Annotated in this window: 9 protein-coding genes; 6 read left to right on the forward strand and 3 right to left on the reverse strand. The window is 44.0% G+C overall.

The features are described 5' to 3' along the window. Positions 1-1,121, forward strand: a 1,121-nt coding sequence (locus tag ACWB0I_RS01370; protein ID WP_479386236.1) for a hypothetical protein, incomplete at its 5' end; no start/stop codon positions are given. Between the two features lie 292 nt (positions 1,122-1,413). On the opposite strand, the gene ACWB0I_RS01375 is transcribed toward ACWB0I_RS01370, so the two are convergent. Then, the gene (locus ACWB0I_RS01375) at positions 1,414-1,797 is read right to left on the reverse strand and encodes a hypothetical protein (RefSeq protein ID WP_479386237.1); all 384 of its coding nucleotides are present in this window, start codon (positions 1,795-1,797) and stop codon (positions 1,414-1,416) included. A 460-nt stretch (positions 1,798-2,257) separates the two neighbouring features. Between ACWB0I_RS01375 and ACWB0I_RS01380 the strand changes: the two genes are divergently transcribed. The 4 genes from ACWB0I_RS01380 to ACWB0I_RS01395 all read left to right on the forward strand — a co-directional run bounded on the left by ACWB0I_RS01380 (position 2,258) and on the right by ACWB0I_RS01395 (position 7,457). Continuing rightward, complete coding sequence (locus tag ACWB0I_RS01380; RefSeq protein WP_479386238.1) at positions 2,258-2,917, forward strand: N-acetylmuramoyl-L-alanine amidase family protein; 660 nt, start codon at positions 2,258-2,260, stop codon at positions 2,915-2,917. Between the two features lie 199 nt (positions 2,918-3,116). Further along, positions 3,117-3,989 (forward strand): WD40 repeat domain-containing protein, encoded by an 873-nt coding sequence (locus tag ACWB0I_RS01385; protein ID WP_479386239.1) that lies wholly within the window; start codon positions 3,117-3,119, stop codon positions 3,987-3,989. A 474-nt stretch (positions 3,990-4,463) separates the two neighbouring features. Further along, entirely contained in the window at positions 4,464-6,998 is a 2,535-nt protein-coding gene (locus ACWB0I_RS01390; protein WP_479386240.1) for a VIT domain-containing protein, read from the forward strand. 48 nt (positions 6,999-7,046) lie between these two features. Continuing rightward, positions 7,047-7,457: a YfaP family protein gene (locus ACWB0I_RS01395; RefSeq protein ID WP_479386241.1), complete on the forward strand. Its 411-nt coding sequence runs from the start codon at positions 7,047-7,049 to the stop codon at positions 7,455-7,457. A gap of 481 nt (positions 7,458-7,938) precedes the next feature. Here the strand turns inward: ACWB0I_RS01395 and ACWB0I_RS01400 are convergent, their stop codons facing one another. After that, complete coding sequence (locus ACWB0I_RS01400; RefSeq protein WP_479386242.1) at positions 7,939-11,472, reverse strand: carboxypeptidase regulatory-like domain-containing protein; 3,534 nt, start codon at positions 11,470-11,472, stop codon at positions 7,939-7,941. A gap of 598 nt (positions 11,473-12,070) precedes the next feature. Between ACWB0I_RS01400 and ACWB0I_RS01405 the strand changes: the two genes are divergently transcribed. After that, positions 12,071-12,832 carry a YwiC-like family protein gene (locus tag ACWB0I_RS01405; protein WP_479386243.1) on the forward strand — a complete coding sequence of 254 codons (762 nt, stop codon included), beginning with the start codon at positions 12,071-12,073 and terminating at the stop codon, positions 12,830-12,832. 91 nt (positions 12,833-12,923) lie between these two features. Here the strand turns inward: ACWB0I_RS01405 and ACWB0I_RS01410 are convergent, their stop codons facing one another. Next, positions 12,924-13,091 carry a YeeE/YedE thiosulfate transporter family protein gene (locus tag ACWB0I_RS01410; RefSeq protein WP_479386244.1) on the reverse strand — a complete coding sequence of 56 codons (168 nt, stop codon included), beginning with the start codon at positions 13,089-13,091 and terminating at the stop codon, positions 12,924-12,926. Positions 13,092-13,101 lie beyond the last annotated feature (10 nt).

A 13,101-nucleotide genomic window follows, 5' to 3' on the forward strand; every position in this document is an offset into this window, starting at 1 on the left:
ATCTAAATAAACGTATCACCATTCTTATGCCCAATGGAGACCGGATCAGCGGCTCGCTCATCGAATGGTTTGATGATGGGAAGCGACTATATCTAAAAAGCAACCAAAATCAGCCAGTATTGTTGGAACTGCAAGAGCCCTATGGCCTCTTTTTTGAACAGGATACGGTGTTTTTCCAATCAAAGGATTTTTACAAACGTTATTTTATGGAAGTGGAAAGCGATAAAAAACGTCAGGCACAATTTGAACTGGGTTATCTGGTGGATAAAATGTACTGGAAGGTGGAATACATAGCTTTGTTGAATGAAAAGGAAAATCGGTGTCGTTTAATGGGCTGGTTAAATCTGGAAAATGATTGTGGTAAAGATTTTTCTCAGGCAAAAGTTGGTCTGCTCATTGGTGGGGAACCGCGAATCTATAGCGATTACTCCTTGTGGCAGATGCTGCTTTACAGTCGCTTTGCCAGGCATCTTAGACCACAGCCCTTAAGCTCCTATCGATCTTTTGAAGAAAAGAATCTTACTGATTTTAAGTTGTTCAGTTTAAAAAGGCTGATTCATCTTCCCCAAAGTGTATCCCGAAAATTTCCCCTGTTCTCTCCTCTGGAGGTGAAGGTGGCCAAAGAGTACTGGCTAACCGTGCGTTCTGAAGAAACATGGGTGGAGGCCAGGTTAAATATTGAAAATCGAAAAGAGAATGGTTTAGGATTTACCTTGCCTAAAGGCAAGTTTCAGATATTTAAAAACCGTGGAGATCAAAAAACCTTTATAACCAGCGTGGAAATTGAGCATATTCCTGCTCTGGATCGGGTGCAAATATTGCTGGGCCGGCTGTTTGATGTGAAAGCCTGGCATCGGATAAAGGAGGTTACACCGGTGGATAAAGATTCCCTGGCAGATTCCGTGCAGGTAACCTATGAATTGAACATCCAGAGTTTTAAAACGGAACCCATAACATTGAAACTAATCGTTTTGCATTTTGAGGAACATCCATTGCAAATCTTGAAAATACCGGTAAACGATTATACCCTGGAGGACGATGAATTGCGGTTTACAATACCGTTTCCTGCCCGAAAAAAAAAGAAAATCAGGTATACGGTTCTGGAACGAAAATATTTATGATAGAACGATTGATGGGCCAATTTTTTAGAGATACTTCCTAATCTAATTTGCGCAAAGAAAATACGCTTGCGAAAGGATTACGAAAAATATAAATTTGTCAACAAAAATATTGTTCTATAAAAAAGCCTAAAGAGTTATGCATAATCTCATTGACCTTGTTAAAGGAGTATTCGGTTTCCCTTAAGGCCATAAAATTAAGGGAGACCGAATATGTGTGTCAGTCCACGGCGCTATAAAACGGGGAGCGAAAAACGGCAATATTATGCCACGTTGTACAATGAGGAAGGCTATTTCATCCGGGTGCGTGGGAAAAGACACCCACGTTATTTGCCGGAAAGTCATTTAGTTTGCGCAATGGATCCATACCCGATGCGCTCCTGGAAAAAATACCGCAAACATCAGTGGAAAGAGGAAAAAGTGCCTCCCCCCTTTCCCTGGTATGATAATGACCTGCGGCGCTTGAGCCGCCGGAAATAAAGAGCATACCTGGAAAAAGGATTGGTATAATCTGGTTCCATAACAAGAATTTTTTAGTTTGTAACCCGGATGTTTGTTGGCCAAGAATAGTATTGAAGAAATGGTGCATTCGGGCCCTGTCATTCTTCGCCACCCGCGCCAGCGGTGGGCGAAGAATCCCAAAGGGCGCTTGAAGAAGGAAGGTGATGAGATTATTCACTCCGTCCCTCCGTTGCGGGACTCCGTTCAGAATGACAATACAGCCGGTGTGTTCATTCCTGTCATTCTGAGCGTAGCGAAGAATCTCCTATGAAGCCCCTGGAAATTCTTCGGTCGCTTCGCTTCCTTAGAATGACAAAAGGTTCTGTTGCAAGATTAGGATTTCTATGAAGATAAGGAGATAGAATTCTTGTGCGTTTATATTCTGCTATTTTAGGGAATGTTTTTTCTATTGCCTCAAATTTTTATTGTGGCATAATAGTTGCAAAGAAATTAATGCGAAAATGAATACGGTATTGAAAAGATTTTTGCATTCGCCATGGAATGGGGGAATGGAAAGTAAGCGATATTCTACCGGCAGCACAGGGATTCCCGCTCTGCCAGACGAGGATATAGAAACCGGATTGGTCTAAAATTGCAATATTAATTTCCATGTGTTCAACCAATGCGGGAGTAAAACAATGAAATTTCAAAATTACTCGAAGTTTTTCATCCTACCCCTTCTCTTTATTTTGTTCATTACCCTGCCCCTTCTGCAGGCCCAAACGGCATCTGCCATTACCATCCTCATCGACCCCGGGCATGGGGGGAAGGACCCCGGTGTAGTCTGGAACGACGGCCTGACGGAAAAGCAAATCAGTATGCAATATGCCCGTGCTCTGGCTATGGAATTAGAAAAGCACCATTTTATCCCCCGCTTTACCCATCAATCGGTTGATTCCTTTGTCCTTTTACAGAAGCGTTTGGAAATGATTTCAGCCTCCGGAGCGGAGGTATTTATCTCCCTCCACGTTAACTCCACGTCTAAAGACAGTAACGCCATCGAACTGTTTTACAATCCCCATGATTCAAGCAGTTTAACACTGGGGCGTTTTTTAGAAAAAAAATTGGAGAATCAGGGGCAGAACGTGCTGCTCTCCCCCGCCAGGTTCTATCTCATCAAATTCTCTCCGGTACCGGCGGTTATGGTCAGTCTTCGAGCAGGAAAATCAGTAAAGAGTGGACAACAATTGCTCGATGTTCGATTCAAAAAACAAATCTGCCGTGCGCTGGCCGAAGGGATTAAAAACTTTCTCAAAATAAAAAAGAATCTAAATTCAGAAACGGAATATGAAAAATAAAATGCGTTCTTATTCTTATACCTCTGTGGGCTGGATTATCCTTTTTCTTGCGTTAATCTTAGTTTGGCGTTGTCAAACACAAATACCAAATGACAAAAGCTCCCAAAAGGAAAAAAATATAACGCTCGAATCGGTTGCCGTATCGCCAAACGGACGCTATGTAGTTATGATTGATTATCCTCTTGGACGGATATGGGTTATGGATCTACAAAGCCTGCCTTTAAAGATACGAGTCGTTGATTCCGTTCGATCTCTATCCACAGCAACCTTTTCATGGGATGGACAATATCTTTTAGTCGGTAGCATCGACAGCACTATCTACGCCTGGGAAACCATTCATTGGAAACGATTGCAGGATACCTTGAAAGTATCGCACCGAATTGTTAACACAATGGCCAATAAACCTTATTCGAATTTCTGGATCAGTGGTAGCGGCCTGCATGAAAGCTCAATTTTTACTCTATTTACTTTTCAGACCGATAGCTTCCCCTACTTTACCAAGCAAAAAGTTCTCTTTAAGAGCGGTTGGTTTGAATATCCCCTAGGAATGATTTTTCATCCCTCCGATAATGAACTGGTTGTACAGGGCTATTGGGGCTACTTGATGCGTTTTACCTTTGACTCAGAAAAAATTTTCAAACATCCCTATTCTATCTTCACACGTGAATGGCATGGTTTTAGCTCGTTGTCCTTCAGCCCATGCGGTAACTTTCTGGCCTTTAAACCGCTCAACTATTCTGCTATTTACATTTATGACTGGAATAAAAATAAGATCATTCAAAAATTGAATATCGATCTTGAGGCAAATATGGTTTTTAGCCAGGATGGCAAATACCTGATATCTATCTTCTCTGAGGAAGATGATTATCCTACGCTTTATTTCTGGGATACGCAAACCTGGAAATTAAAGCAAGAGCAAAAATTGCAGATTTCATTATGGAGTTACGATATTAGTCACATCCCATTTCGTAAATGGGTTGTTATTTATGGCGATTATCTATTTCTTATCTGGGATTATCATAAAAAGAAACGGCTATTTCAGAAAAAATTTCAATATTTGACGATAGAATGATAGCGAACATTTTGAAAAAGAAAAGACCTATGTTTAAAAAAGGTTTTCTGCTTCTTTAAAATACTTCCTTCAAAAGATAAAACGCTTTAGCGTGCGAAAATTTTTGTGCTGTGTGAGGAAGTAAAACCGTTGAATTGTTGATTTGTTGAATGGTTGAATGAGCATCGGGCTGACATTCCGAATTCACACTGATCATGAATGGGGCCATGAAAGAAAATCTTCAACACAGTTGGTAAGCCTTCCCCCTCTCCCAGATTTTTATTCTGGGAGAGGGGGATCGAGGGGGAGAGGGCTAATTTTTGAAATGACTTCTGCTGTTGGAGGAGTAAAGTTAAGAGTATATGAGTATAAGAGTTAAATGCTTCCAGTGCACCGGCCTGTCATTTTTTAAAGAAATTTTTTGGTTGCGGCTTGGCTGCCTTAGGCTCTATTGTTTTTAAATAAAGTTGATTTATTATAAAAAAGGAGTGCAAGATGCGTGGCTTGGTATTTTCATTACAATGCATTTTCTTTATACTTAACCTGGCAATGGCGCAAAATTTTCCCGCCTTGCTGGTTTTCGACTCGCATCAGAACAAATCCGTGGCCTTACAGCTCAGTAAATTAGCAATTGATGTTAAAGTTACCGGGAATCTGGCAACGACCACCATGGATTTGACATTTTTTAATCCCAACAATCGACAACTGGAAGGTCAATTTTATTTCCCTCTGGGCAAAGGACAAACCGTTTCCCGCTTTGCCCTGGACGTGAATGGTCATTTGCGGGAAGGCGTGGTGGTGGAAAAAAATCGCGGACAACGAATCTTTGAAGAAGTGGAACGACGCAATATCGATCCCGGACTGCTGGAATGGACAAAAGGCAACAATTTCAAGGCACGCATCTTCCCCATTCCGGCCAATGGCTATAAACGCGTTGTCCTGGCCTACGAGCAGGAATTAAAAGAAACAGAACATGGGTATCTATACCTTTTGCCGTTACAATTTCAACAGCGTGTTGAGGAGTTTTCCATCCATGTACAGGTATTCAAGCAAACCGTTGCCCCGCAGCTCACTCAAAACAGCTTAACGAACCTGACTTTTAAACAGTGGAGCGAATCCTACATCGCCGATTTTAAAGCAAAAAACTTTTTATCCAACCGGCAAATAGGCTTTACCGTTCCTCGTGACACCAATCAACAAAAGGTATTCGTTTTCAATGATACCACACGCCATACGCGATTTTTTTACTCGCATCTTCTTGTCAATTTTAAAAAACAAAAGCGGCCCCTACCCCGACGCATCACTCTATTATGGGATGTTTCCGCTTCGGCTAATCAACGCAATATCACCAAAGAGCTGCAAACTCTGGCCGGTTATTTTGCAGCCATAGGGAACGCTTCCATCCGCTTAGTGACCTTTGCCCATGAGATCATTACGGAACAATCTTTTATTTTACAAAACGGCAACTGGCAGGCGTTGCAGGATACACTTGTAAAACTGGAATATGACGGCGGCACACAACTGGGCCTACTGGATTTAAATAATTACAATTGTGATGAATTCATTCTATGCAGTGATGGTCTGTCCAATTTGGGCTCGCCGAACCTGCGGCTGGGAAAAGCCCCTGTAGTGGTGCTAAACTCAAGCCCCAATGCGGATCATACCTACCTGCAATTTGTGGCCGATAGCAGCAAGGGGCGTTATCTGGATTTAACCGAAATCACCGTGCCTCAGGCAGTGAATTTGTTGTTACACCAACCTCTCTTTTTTATGGGCGTAAAGGTTAAAAAGGGAGAAGTAACAGAACTGTATCCGGTTATGCCGATTGAAGTTCAATGGGAATTTTCGCTGGTCGGTCAATTGAAATCCGATGAGGCCCTTGTGGAATTACATTTTGGCGATGGGCATAAAGTTTTTTTAAAAAGATTCGTCCGTATTCAGGTGGATCAGGCGATTAACAATCCCATTGTTCGCCGGGTGTGGGCTAAGAATAAACTTGCCCAACTTGCCATTCACCGGGAAAAGAATGAGAAACAAATCGTACAACTGGCCAAAGAATTTCGCCTGGTTACCCCCTTTACCTCGCTGTTGGTGCTGGATCGGTTGGAGGATTACCTGAGGTATCGGGTGGTTCCACCGGAAAAGGAAATGCAGAAAAAATATTTCGCCAGCTTACAGAAACAAAAAGAAAATAAGAGCCAAATGGAAAAATCTTTTCTGGAGCGAGTGGTTGATACCTTTCAGCAGTGGATTGAATTCTGGAACATGGAATTTAAAGGCAAAGAAATTGATCCCGAGCGCCTGGAAGGTATTGTTGGTACCATTCCCACTAAATCTCTATCCATCGATGATCTGATAAATGGCGCTGAAAACAGCGAGCAGGATGGAAATTCGATTTTGCGCGAGCTCCTTCGTTCTCAAACCGAAACACAAACTCATAGTAGGCAAACGGAACCTTCGCAAGGAGTTTACTATCAATTTCCCCCTTCAGCGGAAGAGCGAATGCGAGCTTTTGAACGGCCTTCAGTTGGCCTGGAAAAGTCTGCGGCATCCGCCGGTCGTTCCAGAAGGAGTGTTTCCACCTCTGGCAGCATCTTTCTGAAAAAATGGGATCCGAACGTCCCTTACCTGGAGGCTCTAAAGAATGGTGAACAACCCCGGTGGTATTCCATTTACATGTCTTATCGCAGTAAATATCAAAACGCCCCATCTTTTTATTTTGACGTGTCCGATTTCTTTTTTTCGCACGGAGATACTTCTCTGGCGCTACGCGTGCTGTCCAATCTGGCAGAACTGATGATAGAGAATCATGAACTTTTGCGCATGTTGGGCTACCGTCTTTTGCAAGAAGGCCAATATGCCTTGGCCGAGAAAACATTCCGACAGGTACTGAAAATCCGCCCGGAAGAACCGCAATCCTACCGCGATCTGGCCTTAACCCTTGCAGCAGAGAAGCAATATCAGGAAGCAGTGGAATTATTGTGGAAAGTGGTAAAAACACAGTGGGATTCTCGTTTTCCCAATATATAGCTTGTTGCCTTAAATGAATTAAATAACATCATTGCCACCTGCGGTAAAGTGTTAGACCTTTCGGGCATCAACAAACGTCTCATTAAAAATTTACCTGTAGATATACGTATTGTCTTAACCTGGGATGCCGATAATACCGATATCGATTTGTGGGTAATTGATCCGGATAGTGAAAAATGCTATTATGCCCATCGGAACACCAAAATTGGTGGCCGTCTTTCCAACGATTTTACCAATGGATATGGCCCGGAAGAATTCGTATTAAAAAAAGCCGTTCCGGGTGAATATCAGATTAAAGCTCATTATTTTGGCAACCACAGACAACTTTTGAGTGGAAAAGTGACGGTGTTTGTACAAATTTTTACCCATTATGGCACTCCGCAGCAAACACAAAAGACATTGGTTTTTCGGTTGAATAATGTTAGGGAGATTTTTGATATTGCAACCGTTAAATTTTAAGCCCAAAATAGAGGCAAATAAGTGTAATTGAACGCTTAAGGAGAAATTTTACAATAAACATAAAACACGCAACCATTGCACAAGTTTGTCAGATTTTTTAAACTGTTAGTCTGGCAAAGCACAGCCAGTTAGCACTAAAGCGTAATTCCCAATCCTATAAGACAGACCTGTGCGGTCCAAGGACGGACCGTCAGCCTTGTCTGATATGGCGCAGCCATACAGGTTATTCAACTGCTCAATCATTAAACCAATTAACGATTAAATAAATTTTGGAATGTAAAAACATTAAACCTTTTAATGAAAGCATCCTATTCCTATTACGCGGCAACAATTTAGCATAATAAACCGGGCTAAAATGCAAGTGCGTTTTTCTAACTGATCGCATTTCTGAAACCGTATTATCTGTCAAAAAATATTTTTTAAGCTATTCATATATTTGTTTCCGATCGTATTCTTCCCCATCTCTTCCGTTATCTCTTTTTTACTTCAACAAGATCATCTTTTTGACTGCCTGGAAATCCCCGGCCTTGAAACGGTAGATGTAAATGCCGGAGGCTACCTTGTGTCCCTGATTATTTTTCCCGTCCCAGGTTACAGAATAGAAATTGGCACTTTGTTGACTGGAAACCAGAGTCCGAATCCGTTCGCCCCGCAAATTGTAAATAGTCATATTCACCAGGGAACTCGTAGGAATCTGGTACCGGATCGTCGTAGTCGGATTGAAGGGATTGGGATAATTTTGTTCAACGGCATACGTGGTAGGTACTCCATTGCTCATCCTGAGGGCTGAAACAATGGGCGTTAACGTGAAATTAACATTGGAAACCGTATCCTGATTCACCGTAATATTTTCCGTCGAATCCGGCGAAGAAGAGTAGCCTTCAGCATGGGGAGTTACAGTGTAGGTGCCGTCTTTCAAACCGCTGAAAGCATAGTAGCCCACTGAGTTGGTAACCGTAGAGTCCGTAGCAGCTCCGCTCAAATATACGGTAACGCCGCTGTCGTCCTCTTTATCTGTCATATCCACATAGCCTTCAATTAGGCCACGCGGCCGATCGGCCAGCAGGTAGCTAACCGAATTCTCCAGCAATTGTCTGGCCACCGTCTGGTCACTCAAAGCATCGAAATTAAAACCGTAGTACACCGTTTGCGCCGAAGTTTCATCCTCATCCGGATCATAGACCAGAATGCCCATGGCGCTGGACAGTAAATTGGTTCCGTAAACCGCATAGGCCGGCGAAAGCGGACTCAAAACATCCTGATCGTTGGCAGAACCATAGGTAATGGCCAGGCTGCCTGGCAAAGTATTGGGCGTTGTAACCAGAGGATGATTCTGATAACTGCTGTTTAATTCAAGACTACCGCCATCATGAGCCCACCATCGTTCTACATGTAACACATTGCTGGCAAAGGAGGCATAGCCCGGACTTTTCAAAGCATCGTAACCCACTTCCCCGCCTTCGATCAGCAATTTATGGGCCGGATCACTGACCCAATTTTCCAGCTTAGAGCGATAATTGGCATCGGCCACCGGCGAGGCATTGGCCCCGCTGGAAGAAATAATCAGATCATATTTTGTAAAATCGCTGTCCAGCGCAGCCGCAACCGGAACGGTCACCGTTTCATAGCCTAAGTCTGCAAGATAAGTGGCCATTGTGTTGGCCGCTTTGCTGTAATCTGTTTTGGGCTGGGCCGTATTGCTTTTGTTCGTAGGCTCGTCATCCACGATCAATATTTTCCCCTTGCTGGCAATGATTTTAAAGGCATGATATCCGGTAGCCGGCTCCTCGCTCTGGTTCTGATTTTTGGAGATATCTACAGCACGGATCCTGTAAAAAAGCGAATCATGCAGTTGCACACTTATCGGGAAACTGGCAGAATAGACATCGCCGCCGCTGCTTAACAGGGGAAAACTTTGATTCAAAGAATCATTGTTGATCGAAAAGAAACAAATGACGGTATCCACGCCGAAATTATCGGTAACCGTAGCGCTCACCGTAGCTGGCCAGTTGTCAAGCGTCTGGTCATCCAGCGCAGTATGCTCAATCGTAGGATTTATGGTGTCGGGGCCCACATGAAAGGTGTACAGGCTGTCCGGCTGGTTGGCGGGGTCATAGGTCACCTGATTATTTTGATCTACAACTGCAATGTAATAAGAAATATCGATGTTATTTCCAGACGCGGGAATTTCTGCTTTGTATTCATCTGGATACCCAGTGGCATGCATGTTCAACGTATCGCCAGGGGTATTTGTGTTTACGCCCCAGATCACCCATAATCTCGTGGTATCCAATGGAGAGGGGCCCGGGGTGATGGTGGCGATTACTGGATAATCATGAACATCATCATCGGTGTCCTGTAGGGGCGTATGTTGAATATCGGCCAGATAATCTTCTTTATTAACCAGGCCGTGGGCCGCAAAGTGTTCTACAATAACCGAAAGATGTTCGCCATCGTACAGATTCCGATCTGCCTGAATGTAGGCCTGGGCCGCATCCTGTAAACCGGGCGAATAGCCCCAGATGTAATGCGTTTCAATAAATAAACGATCGGTGATAAAACGCCCCAGGTCGGCCCAGATGTCCATCAGAGCCGAAGACCAGATCTGTCCCCCATCGTGTCCGCTGACGTAATCATCCGGGTACACCCAGTCCAGATCACAGCGCCTACCAGCCCAGAATTCATTATGACCGTCCCAATTAAACACATAGCCCCAATGAAAATCGTTAATAATACGGGAGTAAGAAGCAGCCCAGTAATCCGAGCTTCCTTCTTGCAACGACATGGTCTCCCCGGAGTAGGACATACCGCCGGTTAGGTTGGTCTGAAATGAATGGGCATGCTCATGCCAGATCACATCGGCATCTTCGGCATCATCTACGCCACCTTCACCAAATGCACAATAATTGGAAGAAGACATGTAATGCGAGTTGTCATCCCCGTTTAAGCCATGGGGATCGACCTGAAATTGGTGCTGGGCAGGCTCATCGTAACCCAGGTCCAGAATTAAGTGCCGCGTAGAAAGATCGATATGGTAGTACACCATAACGTCTTCAAATTCCTGCTGGCTGCGCGTGTAGTTAAAAGCAGAAGAATCGGCCAGTTCAGGGAAGGTATCCGAGGGCCCTTCTTTATCGGACAAAACAGCGTAAGGGCCTTCTAATTTGTACAGACCATTCTCATAGGTCAAATCTGGTAAAACCGCTTCCTGGCGTTCGTCATTAAGGTAGTTGGAATCGGCATCGTTATTATCTTTGTAATTTCCGCCATAATCCACGCCGGCAGTCGTCAACGGATCCGGGTTAAAGATCATTCCCCGCCCTTCGTGGAACATCTGTAAATCTTTAACATGAGTAATGCGTCCATCCACTGCATTTACCAGAACTTCCCAATCGCCCATGGGCTTTTCATTTGGCATGGAAACACGCCAGCAGAGTTCCGTGCCCCGGTCTTTGCTTTCGAACCAGACCAGTTTGGCTGTGTAATCGCCAAGGGCTTTGCCGCTAATCTGTAAATAATCATGAGCAATTTTCAAAGCCTCGTCTTTACTTATTTGTGCATTAATCTGCTGCGGACGAATAGTGGGCCGATAATGACTGGCCACAAAAGTTACAGCTTTTTGCGGATTGAGCGTCACTACCATGCGACCATCGTACACAGGCACTCCATCTATGACCTGATCAAAAAAGATATGATAACCGCCAGGCGTCTCCCGATAGCGCACGGTTTTTAATGTGGTCAGTAAGGAATCGATACCAAATGCCTTGTAATGATCTTTTAAATAAGCTCGGGCCACTTCCTCCGCGGAGCCAGAATATCCGCTTTCATTCAAATTGTACCGATAGCGGTAAATGCCGGTCTTTTCATCAATCCTACCGCGTTCGGTTTTTAGAGTGGCATATTCTTTCAGATTATTTTTGATTAAAGGCGACGGCGGCCGGTAATTTCCGGCTAAAGAGAGTGTAACTACTAAAAGTAAAATTACCACCAACCCAATGTTCTTATTGGCAAACATAACTCCTCCAGATAAAAAATTTAGTGTAGTTTAATAAATGATCTTTTAAGCCAATGTGATGAATAACAAAATTGTCAGTTCCTTAAATTCAGAATGCTGGCAATGGTTGGCGTTATTATGGGCAAAGCAGAATTCGGGCGCCTTTTCATTAAACAGGTTAACTAAAACTTAGACAGCAAAGCCGCAACCTTTAAAAAACCGCAAAGGGGCGCCCGTCAGCCCGTCAGCCCGTCTGGCCGTGGCAGCCGGTTGGAGCGCAGCGGAAATCGCGATTCTCGGGGACAGGCCCGTCTGGACGGCTATCCAGCCGGACAGGCCAGTCTGGCAGCACCAGCCTGACAGGCCCGCCAGTCTGGCAAGACGCAGCCTGACAGGTCTGGCCACCGGACAGGTCTGGACGGATCAGCCGGACAGGCCATCAAACCATTCAATCATTCAACAATTCAACGGTTTTTCTTCCTCAGGCATCACAAAAATTTTCGCACACGAAGGCGTCAGATCTTTTTAATGAGATTTTTCTAAAATGTTTGAATTGCAATTAATTTTTGCGGAAATTTGTCTTTCTTTACGTTTAATCAACTACTTAAAGGAAAGCTCAATGCTTAAATCGATTAAGAAAATCGCTCTTCCCCCGGAACATGGTTCCTGGGGACTAACTCTGGAGCCATTGACATTAGCCTTAATTATTGCTTATTCTTCTCCGGGGCTTTTACTTTTCTTGGGAGCCTTTTTTGCCTTTTTGGCTCACCAGCCAGCCAGAATTCTGCTTGCTGGCAAAAACGAGAAACAATGGGCATTGTTTTTTTTAATACTTTACAGTGGGCCGGCACTGGTCTTTCTTTACCTTTTTTTAAGACAAAGTATCGTCTTTGTGTCACTGCCCCTGATTGTGGCTTTGAGTTTAATGCTGATCTATTTTATGTTAGAATATTTCAAATTACACCGCGCCCTGCTTACAGAAATAATGGCCTCAATCGCAATCGGCCTAATTGCCCTGTCTATTGTTCTATCTTCAGGCTGGGAATGGCCACATGCCTGGCCGTTTCTCATTCTAATTTATCTGCGGAGTTTAAATACCACTCTGTATGTTCACTACCGATTAAGGCTGGAAAGGAAACAGCCTTATTCGTTTTACCTGGCTCAAAGCTGGCAAATACTCACCTTTTTGGTGGCTCTTATTTTAATGGCCCAGCGATTGATCCCCACACTGGCCGGGATCAGCGTGCTCATTCTAAGCCTGCGAGGGTTGTACGGTCTTTCGCCCTGGCGAAGCCCATTGAATGTAAAACAAATCGGTATACGCGAATTCATTTACGGCCTGCAGTTTGTCGTTCTGAGCGCCCTTGGTTATCTATTTTAAACAAAATGGATTAGAAGTCAACCGTTCCATCCAAACAAAGTACAGCCATTGATGCCTGGCGCTCAATCAAAATTTAGGCTTTTTTTGAAGTTTAACTTGCGTTACGGTAAAAAATTCGTCCTGTAACCAACAAGCCGATCAAAGCAAACAGAGCAAAGGCTAAACTACTGAATGCCAGCTGCATGCCACCGGAGAGAATATGCCCACTGGTGCAACCACCGGCCATGCGCGCTCCCCAGATGAGCAAAAAACCACCCACAAAAGCCCAA

It is taken from the genome of Caldithrix sp. (genome assembly GCF_056497305.1).

Excerpts from the sequence above, each read along its gene's own strand:
- ACWB0I_RS01380 (WP_479386238.1), top strand. The coding sequence starts at position 2,258 with ATGAAATTTCAAAATTACTCGAAGTTTTTCATCCTACCCCTTCTCTTT.
- ACWB0I_RS01385 (WP_479386239.1), top strand. The coding sequence starts at position 3,117 with ATGGATCTACAAAGCCTGCCTTTAAAGATACGAGTCGTTGATTCCGTT.
- ACWB0I_RS01390 (WP_479386240.1), top strand. The coding sequence starts at position 4,464 with ATGCGTGGCTTGGTATTTTCATTACAATGCATTTTCTTTATACTTAAC.
- ACWB0I_RS01400 (WP_479386242.1), bottom strand. The coding sequence starts at position 11,472 with ATGTTTGCCAATAAGAACATTGGGTTGGTGGTAATTTTACTTTTAGTA.
- ACWB0I_RS01405 (WP_479386243.1), top strand. The coding sequence starts at position 12,071 with ATGCTTAAATCGATTAAGAAAATCGCTCTTCCCCCGGAACATGGTTCC.